Below are 14983 nucleotides of genomic sequence, written 5' to 3' on the forward strand. Positions count from 1 at the left end.
CGTGTCGGCGACTGTCGTTGGGGTGCGATCGTGACGGGATCCAGAGCAGAGGGCGCCTATCTGCGCGCGCTCGCGGCGTTCAAGACGCCGACGCTCGATCTGCTGCACGGCCGGTATGCGCCCTTCGTGGTCGCGGTGCTGAGCCAGATGTTCTCCGCCGATCGTCCGACCGTGGCCGTCGCCGACGCGCATGTCGAGGTCGGCGAGATGCTGGACCAACTGCGTGCAGCGGGCTACGAGGGCGACGACCGGCGGCTGCCCGCCACGTCGGGGCGAGAAGTCTGCCGGTACTGGGTCAAGGTCGGTTGGCTCGGTCAGCAGATCGACGGTGACAACGAGGTCTATCGGCTGACCGCGCATGCCGTGCGCGCACTCGAGATCGCCGATCTCACGGGCGGCGGCTCGCGCGTCTCCAACTCCCGCGTGCGGACCCTGCTCGAGGCCGTGGAGCGTCTCGCCGGAGACGCGGACGGCGACCCGGCGCGACGCCTCGCGCGGCTGCGTGCCGAGCGAGCGGAGCTCGACGCCCGGATCGGGGCGCTCGAGGACGGTTCGGCGGATCCCGTCCCCGACGATGAGCTGCTCGAAGAGGCCGAGAACGTGCTGCACCTCTCCCGGGGTCTGCCCGCGGACTTCACCCGCGTCGCGGAGTCGATCAAGGCCATGCAGCGCGATGTCATCCGCGATCTGCGCCGCGACGAGCGTCCGACCGGCGAGGTGCTGCGGGAATACCTGCTGCGTGGTCAGCAGGTCATGCAGTCCACGCGCGAGGGACAGGCGTTCGCCGGAGCGCTGCGCCTCATCGGCGATCCTGAGCGGATCGACGCGCTGGCCGATCAGCTGCACGGGCTGCTCGCGCGCCCGTTCGCCCAGCTGCTAGATGTCACCCAGCGAACGGAACTCGACATGATCGGGCGGCGCATGGAACTCGGCGTGCAGGAGGTCCTGACAGCCCAGCGCCGTGCCTCACACGTCATCGCCGGCCAGGTGCGCACGCATGATCCCGCCCGGGACCGCCAGGTCGACGAACTGCTGCGCGATGTGATCGCCGGCCTGCAGGCGTGGACGCAGACCCGCACCCCTGAGACGCCCGTGGATCCGCTGCGTCGCCTGCCCGTGACGAGCATCGGTCACCTGCGCCAGTCGCTCGGCGACATCCGCCCGCCAGGAGCGCCGGCGGCCCTGGCGACGCAGGGCCAGGAAGTCGAGTTCGTCGATGCCGACACCCGCGCCTGGGGCGGCCCGCACTATGCGGAGCTCGAGGAGTACGTCGCCGGGCTCGGCGACGCGTTCGATCTGGGGGAGGCGTTCCAGGCGATCGGCGAGGGTGCCCGCCGCCCGGTCGACCTGCTCGGCCTGCTCGAGATCGCCCACCGCAACGGACTCTCCGACGGGGAAGGTGTCTCGATCGTGGAAGCCGTGCGCCCCGACGGCACGGCACGGCGGTTCGCGTTCGGATCCGTGACCGTGCAGGCGAGGAAGGAAGAGCAATCATGACCGATGACCGGACCGGAGCCTCCGGGTTCATCGAGCCCGTCGCAATGGAGGAAGACCTCGCCGAGCTGTTCCCGGGCGACCGCGGAGTACTCGATCCCGAGGTGCGGCGCACTCTCGCGCTGATCCTGCATCGGCGCTTCCTGCTCGCCGACCGCAACCGCACCGAGTGGCGCACTCTTCTGGACCACCAGAGCGTGATCGAATCGCGTCTCAACGACATCTACATCCGGCTGGTCGTGGACCACGCACGCGGACTCGCTTACAAGCAACAGGTCCGCATCGACGAGCTCGACATCCCGATCCTGCTGCGGGACACGCCCTACACGCGCTCCGAGACCCTCGTGCTCGTGCACCTGCGCACCGTCTACGAGCGCGAGAACGCATCGGGCGAGGCGGCGCCCCGCCTCGACATCGAGGACGTCGAGGCGACGGTACTCAGCTACTTCACGGATGCGGACGGCGACATCTCGCGCCGTCAGAAAGCCGTGCGCGACGCGATGCGCAAACTCTCGAACGACGGGATCATCAGCGAGGAGACCACCGGCCGCTATCGGATCGGACCTCTCGTGGAGGTCGTGCTGAGCGCAGAGAAGCTCACTGAGCTGCGCGATTGGCTGCGCGAGACCGCCGCGGCGCGTGTGTCCGGCGCCGAGGGCGTCGCGTTCGACGTCGTCGCGGACGCCGAGGAAGCCCTGGAGGACGCCCTCTCATGACGATGATCGACACGCTCTTCGGACTGATCCCCACCGCCTCCCGCGGACAGCAGTGGGTCGCGGAGGATCTGCAGCTCGTGAACTGGGGCGGCTACGACGGCGGACCCCACCGCGTGCGGTTCTCGCCCGCGGCCACGCTGCTCTGCGGCGGATCCGGATCCGGCAAGTCGACGCTCATGGACGCGTACATCGCACTGATGATGCCGCACACCACCCCGTTCAACGGCGCGTCGAACGGCGGTGTCACCGGGCGCCCGCGCGGCGACGAGCAGCGCAACGTGCTGTCCTATGGTCGCGGCAAGCTCGACGAAACGCGCACCGAGGAGGGCACGAAGGTGCAGGTGCTCCGCGGCGACGGGGAGGACACCTGGACCGCGATCGCGATGACGTGGCTCGACCACGACGGCTCGCGCTTCACCGCGGTGCGCGCCTGGTACATCCCGGCCGGCGCACGCGTGCTCGAGGACACGGTGCGCGTGCGCGCCACCACGAACGCCGCGTTCGACCTGGCCGTGCTCGAGCGGGCCGCTGCGCAGCGCCTCACCGATGCCTCCGTGCGCGCCGCAGGCCTGGAGCCGGTGGGCACGGACCGCGAGTTCTCGGCGCGGCTGCACTCGGTGCTGGGCATCGGCGCTGCAGGGTCCGGATCGAATGCGATGAGCCTGCTCGCGCGTATTCAGGCGGGACAGCAGATCACCACGGTCGACGACCTGTACAAGCGACTGGTGCTCGAAGAGCCCGAGACCATGCGCACCGCGGACGCCGTGACGCAGCACTTCGACGAGCTGGAGAGCACGAAGCAGCGGATGCTCGTCGCACGGCAGCAGGTTGCCGCTCTCGAGCCGATCCGCGACCTGCGTCACCGCATCGATGCGGCAGCCGTGCGGATAGCGCTCATCGACGAGGTCGGCGTATTCGAGGATCCGGACTCGATCGCGTCCCTGTGGCGTGCCGAGCGGCGCATGGACCTGCTCCGCGATGTTGAGGACGAGCTGCGCGATCGCACGCGCACCCTCGATGTGCTCGTGCGCGAGAAGCGCGTGCAGGCGGAGGCGGCGGAGGCCGAGCACGACGGACTGCGCGACCTGCTGCGCGAACGCGGCGGTGACAGGCTCGAGACCGCCCAGCGCGAGCTCCGCGGCGTGGAACGTCGCCTCGACGAGGCGCGGACACTCCGTGCCAGGTTCGACGAGGACGCACGCGCACTCGGCGCCGAGGTGCACGGCCGGACGCAGTTCGAGAAGCTCGTGGCGCGCGCCCGTACGGTGCTCTCCGACGTGGGCGCGAAGGGCCGGGCTCGCGACGCCTGGGCCGATGCACGGCGCGCGCGGGACGCGCTGAAAGCCGAGTTCGTCCAGCGCGAGCGCGCGCTGGACGAGGCCTCGGGGTTCTCGGGAAACATCCCCGGTGACCTGTACCGCTCGCGCGAGCTGCTCGCCGCGGCTGCCGGGCTCGAGCCGCACCAGCTGCCGTTCGTGGGGGAGCTGATCGAGGTCCGCACGGAGTACGAGCCGTGGCGGGAGGCGTTCAACCTCGCCCTCGGAGGCTTCGCGACCACGGTGCTCCTCGACGTCGCCGACCTCGACCGGTTCCGCACCGCGATCGACGGCGTGCGCACACCGCGCCGGCTCACCTACCACGGCGTGCATACAGGCCTCCGCGCGAGCGGCGGGGGAGCGGACGACCGGCTGCCGGGCCGGCTCGATTACGCCGACACCCCGTTCACGGGCTGGCTGCAGGTGCGGCTCGCCGAGCGGTTCGGCTTCGTGTGCGTGCCCACCGCGGCAGATCTCGTACAGCATGAGCAGGCGCTCACCATCGCCGGCCAGATCTCCCGCGGCGATCAGGGTGCGCATGGCGGCCATGGCCGCACGAACGTGCTCGGATTCTCCAACCGCACGCGGCTGCGCGAACTGGAACACACGGTGAGCGAGCTGCGGCCGGCCCTCGATCGCGCCGAGGAGGCGGTCGCCGCGGCCGAGGCGGCACTGGACGGGTTCGATGCTGAGCGCGCTGCCTTCGCGCGCGTCGTGGACGTCATCTGGGATCGGGTCGATGTCGACGCACTGGTCGCCGAGCAGGAGCGCTGGCGCGGCGTGGAGGCCGAGGTCGCCGAGAAGAACCCGGACATCGCCGGGATCGGTGCGCAGATCGAGAAGGCCAAGCGGCTTGCCGGGCAGCTGCGGGAGGAGATCGGCGCAGCCGTCGCGGAACGTCAGCACGTCGAGCAGCGCTGGGGGGAGATCACCGACGATGTGGATGCCGGGCAGACCCTCATCGAGGCGGCGGCCGGATCCGGTCGTGCGGTCGACGCCGAGCAGGCGCAGTATCTCGATGCCCGTTTCGCCACGCCCGCATCGGCCAAGGCGGCCCCGTCGGTGCTGCTGGAGCGTTTCGACGGCGCCCTGCAGACCGCCGGCGCGCGGCTGACCGAGGACCGCACGGCGGCGTTCGAGGCCCATCACGAGCAGCGCGAGGCCATGCGCCGCCTGATGACCGGCTTCCTGGAGCGCTGGGAGAACCCGAACCTGCTCGCGGATCCGGATCTGTATGTCGACGACTTCGAGAGCATCCTCACCGCCCTCGAGACAAGCGGTCTGCATCAGCTCGAGAGCGAGTGGCGGGACAGCCTGGTGCACCTGTCCGGCAACGACCTGACGAACCTCGACTCCACGCTCGGACGGGCGCTGCGGGAGATCCGCGAGCGGATCGAGCCGATCAACCGGATCATGCAGGACCTGCCGTTCTACGACGATCACCACCGCCTGCAGATCACCACCCGCGAGAGTCAGTCCGAAGCGCGAAAGCGCTTCCGTCGTGATCTGCGCGAAGTGCGCGGGCTCATCGAAGCAGCCTCGACCGATCAGGAGCGAGAACACGCCTATCGCCGGATGTCTCGGCTCATCGGGCACCTGCGGCGCTCGGCGCCGGATTTCGCCGATCTCATCGACGTGCGCAATCACGTGCGGGTGAGCGCCGAGCGGGTCACCGCCGACACCAAGGCGCATGTCGCACTCTACGACCACATCGGCGAGAAGTCCGGTGGCGAGTCGCAGGAGCTCATCGCGTTCATCGTCGGCGCGGCTCTGCGGTATCAGCTCGGGGATGCCGGGGCTGAACGCCCGCGGTACGCCCCGGTGTTCATGGACGAGGCCCTCATCAAGGCGGACGCGCACTTCACCAAGCGCGCGATCGGCGCGTGGCGTGGGCTCGGGTTCCAGCTGGTCATCGGGGCACCGAACGACAAGTACAGCGCGATCGAGCCGCATGTCGACGTCGAATACGACATCCTGAAGGACACCCAGGGCCGCTCCTGGGCGAAGCTCAAGGTCGCGATGCCGGAGACTCGCTGAGCGATTCGCGCTCCGGGCAGACGGTGTCGGCCCAGGACCGCAGCGGCGTCACCAATCGCTGCGGTCCTGCGCGGCACGCAGGTCGTGCAGGGCGCGCTCGTCCTCGCGGGTCGGGGTTGCGCCGCGGCGAAGAACCGTGCGGGGCAGCCAGTCCGGCAGGGTGAGGCGCACACCACGGCGCGACGACGGTGCGGGGGGTCCCATCGCGGAGCGCGTCGAGCCGTCCGTGAGGGGCAGCGGGATCCGGAGAGTAGTGGGGGTTGCGCTGGTCTCGGTCATGGCTCTAAAGCTATGACCGCCCGAATCCTGCCACCAGATGGCGGAAAGACTTTCGCCATAAAGATCCAGCCAGTACAATCGCCCCATGCTGCACAGCGTCACTCTCCCCGTGATCGACGGCCTCGCCGTGTTCGAGTTCGGCCTCCTCACCGAGGTGTTCGGGCTCGACCGCAGCGTCTATTCGGACGTGCCGGCCTTCGACTTCCGCGTGTGCGGGCTCGAGGCCGGGCGGCCCGTGAGTACGCAGGTCGGCGCCCAGGTCATCCCGGAACACGGACTCGAGGCGATGGAGCACGCGGACGTGATCGCGGTGCCCGCGGTCCGGGTGCGCCCGGAGGAGGAGTATCCGGTCGAACTGCTCGACGCGCTCCGCCGGGCGTCGGCACGCGGCGCCATCCTGCTGAGCGCGTGCTCCGGGGCTTTCCTGCTGGGTGCCGCGGGGCTGCTCGACGGGCGGCCGTGCACGACGCACTGGCGATATGCGGAGGAGCTGCAGCGCCGCTATCCCAGTGCCCGCATCGATCCCGATGTGCTCTTCGTGGATGACGGCGATCTGATCACGAGCGCGGGCACTGCGGCGGGCATCGACGCGAGCCTGCACCTGGTGCGACGCGAGCTCGGCAGCGGGATCGCGAACGTGATCGCCCGCAACATGGTCGTGCCGCCGCAGCGCGACGGCGGGCAGCGGCAGTACATCAGCCGGCCGGTGCCGGAAGCGGAGTGCGGTGCACTGGTCGACGTCCTCGCCTTCATGAACGCCCGGCTCGCCGAGCAGCACTCTGTGGCGTCGCTCGCACAGCGCGCCCACATGTCCACCCGCACGTTCGCGCGGAGGTTCGTGGCAGAGACCGGCGTCACGCCCATGCAGTGGCTGATCTCTCAGCGCGTGCTGCACGCCCGGCTGGTCCTCGAGACGAGCGATGCGTCGATCGAGGAGATCGCCGCGAGCTGCGGGTTCGGCAGCGCGACGCTGTTCCGGCATCACTTCACGCGTGAGGTCGGGATCGCGCCGACGGCCTACCGCCGCACCTTCGCCTGCGATGCGCCCGATGCCGAGGCCGCCGGTGAGCGAGCCGGACGCGAATTGCTGTCCCTCGGCTAGAGTCGGCCCGCTGGTCCCGCCGGACAGCCGGCACGTCAACAGAGCGAGCCTGAGCGCGCCACGCGCACGAGCACCAAGACGAGGATCCGGCGACGGGATGACAGACTGAAGTCGGTCCGCACGTCTTCGGGAGGAACCCATGCACGAGGTTCGCAGCGATGCGGAGCTGCTTCGTGCGGTGCGGGACGGCGACGGCGGCGCTTACGAGGTGCTGTGGCAGCGGCATTTCGACGCGGCTCTGCGCTACGCCGGGCACCTGTATCCGTCCCGGGCGGAGGACCTCGTGTCGGAGTCCTTCCTCGCGATCTACCAGCAGGTGCGAACCAGTCAGAAGGGTCCGGAATTCGCGTTCCGGCTGTACCTGCGGTCGGTGATCCGCAACACGTCCATCCGGTGGCGCAGAGACGCCGCTCGCGTGCTCGACGCGGAGGACCTCGACGAGGCGGACCCGCGGGATGGTCTCCGCCACGTCGAGCGCGAGTCCGACTCCGCGGAAGTGCTCGCCGCGTTCGGCGCCCTTCCTGATCGCTGGCAGCGCGTGCTCTGGCTCTCCGAGGTCGACCGGGCGCGCCGCCCCGAGATCGCCCGCGCGCTGGGGATCAAACCGAACGCGGTGTCTGCGCTGCAGCGTCGCGCCCGCGCGGGGATGAAGCACCAATGGCTGCTGCAGCAGGTTCCGGTGTCGCTGCGCGGCGACGACGCGCACGTCGCCCGGCTGCTCCCGCGGCATGTGGCGCAGCCCCGGAACGCGGCCCTCGCCGCGGAGGTCGCCGCGCACCTGATCACCTGCGTCCTCTGCGAAGACCTGCTCGTCGGCATGCGCTCGTCCGTCGCGCGAGCGCAGGGCGGGGCGCTGGCCGCAGTCCTGGTGGGTGCAGCCGGCGCTGGACTGCCGATCACTGCGTCGCTCAGCGGCGGGACGGCCGCCTCGGCCGCCACCACGACGGCCGCCGGGGCGGGCCTGCTCGCATGGATCGTCGGCGGGGGCGTCAGCGCGGCCACCGTCGGGAGCCTCGTGCTGACGGCGCTCATCACTGCGGCGCCACCGGTCGCACCGCCGGTCGACGCCCAGAGCAGTCCCGAGCCCGCGCTCACGGCCTCGCCCGCACCACCCGCGCCTGCGCAGGCGATGCGCGCCGTCCCCGCCGTCGACACGCCCCCGGCTTCCGTCGACGTCCCGCAGGATCCCGGCCCGGGTCCGGCCCCCGCGCCGTCTCCGATCCCCGTACCGGTGACGCCGCCTGCAGCTGTGGCGCCGAGCCCCCCGATCGCGGAGCTGCCGGGCGCGGGGGTGCGGGTCGCCGGGACGGTGTCCGCCGAGGTGGCGCCGACGACGGTCGCGGCCGCCTGCGCCGTGGAGTTCTCGTCCGGAACGGACGAACCCGCCGTGACTGCGACGGCCGAGCCGGCCGCCGCAGCCGACATGTCCGCCGCGTTCGACGCGACTGCGACGACGGACGTGGCCACGACGTCCGACGCGACTGCCCCCACTGCGACGACCGCTGCGGTCGGGGTGGGCATCGTCGTGCTGCCGATCAGCGCGGGTGGTGGCGAGTTCTCGGCAACGGCAACGGCAACGGCAACGGCGTCGGCATCGGCGGACGCCTGGAGCGGGCTCTCGCTCGGACTGAGCGTGGTGCTTCCCTAGGCGCGGACCGAGCCGATCGCCCTGCGAGCCATCGTGTGGGGATGCTCGGCGGCGCGAGGGCCGCTCCTCGTGCAGGACGGCATCGGACTCGCTGCCGCAGCCTCGGCCATGTCGTCGGCAGCCGCGGCCGCCATGATGACGGCCAGATCCCACGCAGCGCCGAGTCGCACCGGCCTCTGGTCGATCGTCCGCTCGACCGGTTCGACCGATCCACCCGGTTCGACCGATCCATCCGGTTCCGGCTCGGATCCGTCAGCCGGCGTCTCGGGGTTGCGCATGTCATCCTCCCTCGTGGTCGGCCCGCGGGAGCCCACCTTCGGGCCCGAACGGGCCATCGACCAAGAGAGTCCGCCGCGCGCGGAAAGTGACGCGTCCCGGCGAGGATCCCGGTGAAGTCGGAGGATCGGCGCAGGGAACAGCGGAAGCGCTCAGGACGTTGCACACGCCGTGGACATCCTCGACAGCATCGTGATCGGCGCCGGTCAGGCCGGCCTGTCGAGCTCTCACCACCTGCGTCGGCTCGGCATCGAGCACGTGGTCCTGGACGCGGACGAGGCGGCGGGCGGGGCCTGGCAGCACCGCTGGGACGCTCTCACGATGCAGGACGTGCACGGCGTGGCCGAGCTTCCCGGATCCGTTCCGCCTCGGCGCACGAGCGAGCAGGCGAACCTCGCGGTACCTTCGTACTTCGCCGCGTACGAGCGCGCCCATGATCTGCCGGTGATCCGGCCGGTGCACGTCGAGCGCGTGACGGACGAGGACGGGATCCTCGTGGTGCACGCCGGCGACCGCGCCTGGCGCTCGCGCACCCTCGTCAACGCCACAGGCACCTGGACGCAGCCGTTCCTGCCGCACTACCCGGGCATGGAGACGTTCCTCGGCGAGCAGTTGCACACCGTCGACTACCCGGGGCCGGAGCATTTCCGCGGAAAGCGGGTACTCGTGGTCGGAGGCGGAGCCTCGGCCGTGCAGTTCCTGGGGGCCCTCGCCCCGATCACCGACGTGCTGTGGGCCACACGTCGCCCTCCGGTGTGGCGCACCGACGACTTCACTCCCGAGGCGGGAGCTGCCGCGGTGGCGCTCGTCGAGCAGCGTGTCGCGCAGGGGCTGGCTCCGCAGAGCGTGGTCAGCGTGACCGGCCTCATGCTGCGACCGCAGGAGCAGGCGGCGGCGCGGCTCGGCGTCTACGACGCGCGCCGGCCCATGTTCGAGCGCGTCGAGCCGGACGGCGTGCGCTGGGCGGACGGTTCGTTCGAACCTGTGGACGTGATCCTGTGGGCCACCGGGTTCCGGCCCGCGATCGGCCACCTCGTCCCGCTGCATCTGCGCAGCGAGCGCGGCGGTATTCAGCTCGATCGCAACGGGCGGGGCACGACAGCGGTGAAGGACTCGCGGATCCAGCTCGTGGGTTACGGACCCTCCGCCAGCACCATCGGCGCGAACCGCGCGGGCCGGACCGCGGCACGAGGCGTGCAGCGGTATCTCGCGCGAGCGCGAGCGGAGCAGGTCCCGGTTCCCTGACGCGTCGCGAATCCGGACGGGGATCCCGGATCCGCTCAGCGGTCGCGAATTGCGGCATAGAACCCGGCAGAACCGCACTTTGCGACCAGTGGGCCTCAAGGGAGCGACCAGTGAGCCTCGAGGCGATCAGCGGATAATGCGGATCGATCCGGTCATGGTGGTCGCGGAGACCGGGCGTGTGATCCGCAGCACGTCGGCGAGCAGCGCGCCGACCTTGGTCCCGATGCACAGGCTGATGAAGATCATCGGCGCGGCGGCGAGCGCCGCGGCATCGAACGATGCGAGGGCCACGAGCCCGACCGTGCCGGGGACCAGCAGCAGGAACGCCGGCTGGAACGAGACCGTCGCGGGAACCGCCAGCGTCATCCGCTCCAGCACGCGCGCGGCGAGGAACAGCAGCCCGGCGGTGATCCCCGTGGCGATCGTGCTTCCCGTGAACGGGCTCAGCAGCATGAGCGCTGCGTAGGTGCAGATCATCACGATCACGGTGGCGATCGTGAGGCGGAATCCAGATCCGAAGCTCAGCCCGATCCCGATCGCGAGCACCACCACGCCGACCCAGCTCCAGGCGAGCGGTGGGACGGCCTCCCAGCCTCCGTGCCCGGTGACCAGCGACGTCTCGCCGACGAGGGCGGCGGAGCGCGGGTCCACCCTGAGCCCGGTCGCCGCGGCGCCCGTGAAGATCCCTGCGGCCATGAACGTGAGCATGATCAGGCCGTACACCAGGCGGGATGCCCCGGTGACGATGTCCGCCGCGGTGAGCTCGAGCAGCGCGTTCGTGATGAGAGCGCCGGGCACGAGCAGGGCCACCGGCGCGCACACCGCGAACAGCGGCACCGCGCCGAAGTCGAGCCGATCGGCGACCACGCCGACGACGAGGGTGGAGATGAGCGAGGCGACGAAGGGCACCACGGCCGCCGCCGCCCGGATGCGCTCCGTCGCCATCACGATCGCCGCGACCAGCCCGCCGACGAGCAGGGCCAGCACGACCGCCCACCACGGGCAGCGGAACAGCACGGCGAGCCCCGCCGCCAGCAGCCCACCGCCGAGCGTCGTCTGCAGCACCGGGTGGCGGCGTTCCAGGCCGCGGATGTGCGCGATGTGCGCCGGCACCTGGTCCAGCGTGACGCGACCCGCCTCCAGCCGCCGCGCGAGGCGTGAGGCGTGCGCAGTCTGGCGGAACGTCAGCACGGGTCCTCCGCCGGCCGAGATCGTCGTGGCACCCGGAACTCCGGGGCGACTGACGAAGACATGCTCGGGGAGGACGGCGAATGCCAGGTCGGTACCGGGTGCGGTCGCGTCGCGGGCGCGTTCGAGCGTGCCGCGCACATCGGTCACGGACACGCCGGTGTCCAGCAGCAGCGCGCCGAGATCGCCGAGTGCGACGTCGGGGGAGATCGGGTCTGACATCACCTGAAATCGTAGGACCTGCGCCGCCCGCACGACGAAGGCGCTCAGAGGGGCGGCCTAGTCTGGAGGCATGCGGTTGTCCTCGACCCGAGCACACGAGCCGCACCCGGCCCGCCGACGCGGGGGTGTCGTGCTCCTGCTGCTCTCGACGCTGCTCGCCGGCGTGGCGTGCGCGCCCGGTGGCTCCTCGCACCGACCCGCCGCCCCGACCACCTCGGCCGCGTCGGCCGCGACTCCCGCACCGTCGTCCTCGGCTGACAATCGATCCCGAGCCCAGGAGATCCTGAGCCGGATGGATCTCGCTCAGCAGGCGGCCTGTGTGGTGATGGGGAACGTGCCGGGCACGGATCCGGCTCCGATGCGAGCGATGATGGGCGGCGGCTTCAGCGGGTTCATCCTGATGGGCTCCAACATGCCCGCCACTCCCGACGAGCTGCACGCGATGACCGCGGCGCTCACGGTCGATCCGGGGCTGCCGCCGTTGATCGCCACGGACGAGGAGGGCGGCGACGTCGTGCGGCTGCCCTGGGACGAACAGCCGGGCGCGGACGTGCTCAAGGCACAACCCGCGGACGCCACCAGGGTCGCCTTCGCCCAGCGCGGGACGCTGCTTGCGCAATCGGGGGTGACGGTCAACTTCGGCGTGGTCGCGGATGTTGCGCAGTCGCCGGAGTCGTTCATCTACGCCCGTTCGTTCGGGACGGACCCGGCCGCGGCCGCCGAACGGGTCGACGCCGCCGTGCGCGGGCAGGCGCCCTGGGTCTCGGCCACGCTCAAGCACTTCCCCGGGCACGGCGCCGCCGAAGGGGACTCGCACCACATGATCCCGAGCACCGGGATGGACCTGGCGACGTGGCGGGCACAGGTCGCGCCGCCGTTCCTCTCCGGAATCAGGGCCGGTGCGCCGATCGTCATGATGGGGCATCTCGCGTACACCGCCGTCGATGCACAGCCCGCATCCTTGTCGCCACGCTGGCATCAGATCCTGCGCGATGACCTCGGCTTCCGGGGTGTCATCGTCACCGACGACCTCGACATGCTGGTCGACTCCGGTGAGCCCGCCTATGCCGATGAGGTGGCCGACGCCGTGCAGTCGGTCGCGGCCGGGAGCGATCTCGTGCTGGCGCTCGACGGCGCGGGGCCGGACACCGCGCAGAAGATCGCAGACGGGCTGGTTGCGGCCGTGCGCAGCGGCGCACTCCCCACCGAGCGCCTCAGCGAGGCCGCCTCCCGGGTGGTCGCCCTCCGGCTCGACATCGCGGATCGCAGCAGGGGGCGTTGAGCGACGGCACGCCGGGGCCGAGTGCACCTCGCTCACTGGTCGCAGATTGCGGCTCAGCGTCGAGGAGAACGACAATTCGCGACAAGTGAGCAGGGGAGAAGACCGAGGGAGCACTCCTGCGGGGGTGCGGGTGAAGGAGCTGAGCGGGAAGGCGTCAGCCCAGCCAAGCCTCGAGGATCCGTGCGCGCAGAGTGTTGCCGCGCTCGGCGAACTCGCGCTGCCGGCGCACGTACTCGGCCTTGCCCTCCGCCGTCTCGATCCGCACCGGCTCGACGCCCCAGTCGCTCAGGTCGTACGGGGCGGCCTCCATGTCCAGGATCCGGATGTCGCGGGCCAGCTCGAACGCGTCCAGCAGGATCTCGCCCTCCACGAGCGGTCCGAGCTTCATGGCCCACTTGTAGACGTCCATGCCCGCATGAAGGCATCCGGGCTGCTCGAGGAGCGGCTGTGTCTCGCGGGTCGGGGCGAGCCGGTTGCGCGGCACCGCCCCCGGCGTGAAGAACCGGTACGCGTCGATGTGCGTGCAGCGCAGTTCGCCCTGCTCCACAACCGCATCGGTGCCGGCCTGGCCCAGACGCAGCGGCACCTCATGCCGGTGCTCCGGCGTGCGATAGACCATTGCCCATTCGTGCAGGCCGAAGCAGCCGAACTGGCCGGCACGGGCGGCGGTACGCGCGAGCATCGCGTGCACGAGACGCGCGAGCTCAGGCTTCTCCGCGGCGAAGGCCGCCGCGTCCGGCATGACCGCGGATCCGGGAACCGTCGCCGGTGCGGGGGAGTACCAGCGCCACTCCGCACGCTCGGAGGCATCCCCCAGCACGACGCCCGCCCCGGGGTGCCACCGGCGCAGCTGTCCCGGCTTGTAGCCGTAATACGTGAACAGGAAGTCATGGACCGGGTGCTTCTCGCGGCGCGCCTGGCGGGCGCGGTGCTCCGCCGTCAGCGCGTCGGCGCGCTCGGCATGGGCATCGGCGCGGGCGGACCAGGTCCCGCGGTCGAGACGGGCGCGCACGACCGTGGCGGCGATCGCGCTCTCCGAAGTCGGGGGAACCGAAGTCGGGGGAGCAAGGGCCGGTGTCCCGGCGGCGCGGCTCATGACTCGGAATGCACGACGCCGACGTCGATGAGCTCGTCGAGGATCCCGGCGCCGTCCTCCGCGCTCACCCAGGGGGCGAGGTCCTCGTCGCGCGCCTCGGCATCGGCCGCGTCACCGTCGGCGCGAGCCGCGGCGCGGCGGCCGGCGAGCACGCCTTCGGCCGGAAGCAGCCGACGGATCGCGACCGCGGCGACGTTCTCGGGGTGGTCGACGAGGAACTGCCCGTAGATCGCCTCGTCGTGCTGCCCGTCGTCGCCGATCAGCAGCCAGCGCATGTGCGGGAACTCCTCGGCGAGTCGCCCGAGGTTCTGCAGCTTGTGCTCGCGCCCGCTGCGGAACCAGCGCTCGTGGGTGGGGCCCCAGTCGGTGAGCAGCATGGATCCGGCCGGGAACAGATGCCGGGAGAGGAAGCGGTTCAGCGTCGGCGCCACGTTCCAGGCGCCCGTGGAGAGGTAGATCATCGGCGAGCCGGGGTTGTCCCGCATGAGCCGTTCGAGCAGCACCGCCATGCCGGGGACCGGGGTGCGGGCGTGCTCGTCGACCACGAAGGAGTTCCACGCCGCGATCAGCGGACGCGGCAGGGCGGTGACCATGACCGTGTCGTCGACGTCGGAAACCACGCCGAATCTCACGTCCTCTGCGACGACGAAGATCCGTGCGGGGGTCGCTTCCTGCCCTTCGACTGACATCGTCACCTGCTGCCACCCGCTGGGCAGGTCAGCCTCGATCCGGCAGTCGATGACCCCGCCGCGATCGGCCGCGACCTCGTGCGTGCGTCCCGCCACGGTGATCGTGACAGTGGCGAAGCTCACCGGAATGCCCACGAAGCTGCGCCAGCCGCGCACGCTCGCGTCCTTGCCGCGCCCACGCGTCTTCGGCAGGATCAGCACTCGGCCGACCACCCGGATCCAGCCGGGTCCGCCGTAGCCCGGGAACGGCACCACCGTGGCGGTGCGGCCGCGCTTGCGGGCGCGCCGTTCGCGCCACGCGTGGAAGCGGTGCTCCAGGCGGGCGAACCAGTGGATCCGCACCGGTCGTGATGAGGGCGAGGGCATAGCGCGTCTAGTCTTTCACGTCCGCAC

Annotated in this window: 12 protein-coding genes; 7 read left to right on the plus strand and 5 right to left on the minus strand. The window is 71.1% G+C overall.

All coding sequences use genetic code 11. The features are described 5' to 3' along the window. Positions 1-30: 30 nt before the first annotated feature. The 3 genes from AC1DCT_RS01120 to AC1DCT_RS01130 are packed head-to-tail and all read left to right on the plus strand — an operon-like array spanning position 31 to position 5563. Entirely contained in the window at positions 31-1497 is a 1467-nt protein-coding gene (locus tag AC1DCT_RS01120; protein WP_477427039.1) for a DUF3375 domain-containing protein, read from the plus strand. Further along, positions 1494-2210 (plus strand): DUF4194 domain-containing protein, encoded by a 717-nt coding sequence (locus tag AC1DCT_RS01125; protein ID WP_477427041.1) that lies wholly within the window; start codon positions 1494-1496, stop codon positions 2208-2210. Before AC1DCT_RS01120 ends, AC1DCT_RS01125 begins: the two co-directional genes overlap by 4 nt. Then, the gene (locus AC1DCT_RS01130) at positions 2207-5563 is read left to right on the plus strand and encodes an ATP-binding protein (protein WP_477427043.1); all 3357 of its coding nucleotides are present in this window, start codon (positions 2207-2209) and stop codon (positions 5561-5563) included. The genes AC1DCT_RS01125 and AC1DCT_RS01130 overlap by 4 nt, the downstream gene beginning before the upstream one ends. Positions 5564-5611: 48 nt before the next feature. Here AC1DCT_RS01130 and AC1DCT_RS01135 read toward each other — a convergent pair whose 3' ends face one another. Continuing rightward, positions 5612-5842 carry a hypothetical protein gene (locus AC1DCT_RS01135; protein ID WP_477229216.1) on the minus strand — a complete coding sequence of 77 codons (231 nt, stop codon included), beginning with the start codon at positions 5840-5842 and terminating at the stop codon, positions 5612-5614. Between the two features lie 85 nt (positions 5843-5927). On the opposite strand from AC1DCT_RS01135, the gene AC1DCT_RS01140 reads away from it, so the two are divergent. Both AC1DCT_RS01140 and AC1DCT_RS01145 read left to right on the plus strand, forming a co-directional pair. Continuing rightward, complete coding sequence (locus AC1DCT_RS01140) at positions 5928-6944, plus strand: helix-turn-helix domain-containing protein (RefSeq protein ID WP_477427045.1); 1017 nt, start codon at positions 5928-5930, stop codon at positions 6942-6944. Positions 6945-7083: 139 nt separating this feature from the next. Further along, positions 7084-8592 (plus strand): RNA polymerase sigma factor, encoded by a 1509-nt coding sequence (locus AC1DCT_RS01145; protein WP_477427047.1) that lies wholly within the window; start codon positions 7084-7086, stop codon positions 8590-8592. Here AC1DCT_RS01145 and AC1DCT_RS01150 read toward each other — a convergent pair. Continuing rightward, a complete protein-coding gene (locus tag AC1DCT_RS01150) occupies positions 8589-8870 on the minus strand; it encodes a hypothetical protein (RefSeq protein ID WP_477427049.1) in 282 nt (93 codons plus the stop codon). The two genes, AC1DCT_RS01145 and AC1DCT_RS01150, sit on opposite strands and share 4 nt — an antisense overlap. 169 nt (positions 8871-9039) lie before the next feature. Here AC1DCT_RS01150 and AC1DCT_RS01155 point away from each other — a divergent pair, with 169 nt between their 5' ends. Beyond that, complete coding sequence (locus tag AC1DCT_RS01155; RefSeq protein ID WP_477427051.1) at positions 9040-10113, plus strand: NAD(P)-binding domain-containing protein; 1074 nt, start codon at positions 9040-9042, stop codon at positions 10111-10113. A gap of 126 nt (positions 10114-10239) precedes the next feature. Here AC1DCT_RS01155 and AC1DCT_RS01160 read toward each other — a convergent pair whose 3' ends face one another. Further along, on the minus strand, positions 10240-11523 hold the full coding sequence (locus AC1DCT_RS01160) for a threonine/serine exporter family protein (RefSeq protein WP_477427053.1): 1284 nt from the start codon (positions 11521-11523) through the stop codon (positions 10240-10242). 70 nt (positions 11524-11593) lie between these two features. Here AC1DCT_RS01160 and AC1DCT_RS01165 point away from each other — a divergent pair, with 70 nt between their 5' ends. Beyond that, entirely contained in the window at positions 11594-12805 is a 1212-nt protein-coding gene (locus AC1DCT_RS01165; RefSeq protein ID WP_477427055.1) for a glycoside hydrolase family 3 N-terminal domain-containing protein, read from the plus strand. Positions 12806-12959: 154 nt separating this feature from the next. Here AC1DCT_RS01165 and AC1DCT_RS01170 read toward each other — a convergent pair whose 3' ends face one another. Next, a complete protein-coding gene (locus AC1DCT_RS01170; protein ID WP_477427057.1) occupies positions 12960-13901 on the minus strand; it encodes a 3-methyladenine DNA glycosylase in 942 nt (313 codons plus the stop codon). Further along, entirely contained in the window at positions 13898-14956 is a 1059-nt protein-coding gene (locus AC1DCT_RS01175) for an App1 family protein (RefSeq protein ID WP_477427059.1), read from the minus strand. Before AC1DCT_RS01175 ends, AC1DCT_RS01170 begins: the two co-directional genes overlap by 4 nt. Positions 14957-14983 lie beyond the last annotated feature (27 nt).

It is taken from the genome of Microbacterium sp. 10L49, assembly GCF_056395125.1.

Bases quoted from the DNA above. Each gene is read 5' to 3' on its own strand.
- AC1DCT_RS01125 (WP_477427041.1), top strand. From the start codon at position 1,494: ATGACCGATGACCGGACCGGAGCCTCCGGGTTCATCGAGCCCGTCGCA.
- AC1DCT_RS01150 (WP_477427049.1), bottom strand. From the start codon at position 8,870: ATGCGCAACCCCGAGACGCCGGCTGACGGATCCGAGCCGGAACCGGAT.
- AC1DCT_RS01160 (WP_477427053.1), bottom strand. From the start codon at position 11,523: ATGTCAGACCCGATCTCCCCCGACGTCGCACTCGGCGATCTCGGCGCG.
- AC1DCT_RS01145 (WP_477427047.1), top strand. From the start codon at position 7,084: ATGCACGAGGTTCGCAGCGATGCGGAGCTGCTTCGTGCGGTGCGGGAC.
- AC1DCT_RS01175 (WP_477427059.1), bottom strand. From the start codon at position 14,956: ATGCCCTCGCCCTCATCACGACCGGTGCGGATCCACTGGTTCGCCCGC.
- AC1DCT_RS01165 (WP_477427055.1), top strand. From the start codon at position 11,594: ATGCGGTTGTCCTCGACCCGAGCACACGAGCCGCACCCGGCCCGCCGA.
- AC1DCT_RS01135 (WP_477229216.1), bottom strand. From the start codon at position 5,842: ATGACCGAGACCAGCGCAACCCCCACTACTCTCCGGATCCCGCTGCCC.
- AC1DCT_RS01140 (WP_477427045.1), top strand. From the start codon at position 5,928: ATGCTGCACAGCGTCACTCTCCCCGTGATCGACGGCCTCGCCGTGTTC.
- AC1DCT_RS01130 (WP_477427043.1), top strand. From the start codon at position 2,207: ATGACGATGATCGACACGCTCTTCGGACTGATCCCCACCGCCTCCCGC.
- AC1DCT_RS01170 (WP_477427057.1), bottom strand. From the start codon at position 13,901: ATGAGCCGCGCCGCCGGGACACCGGCCCTTGCTCCCCCGACTTCGGTT.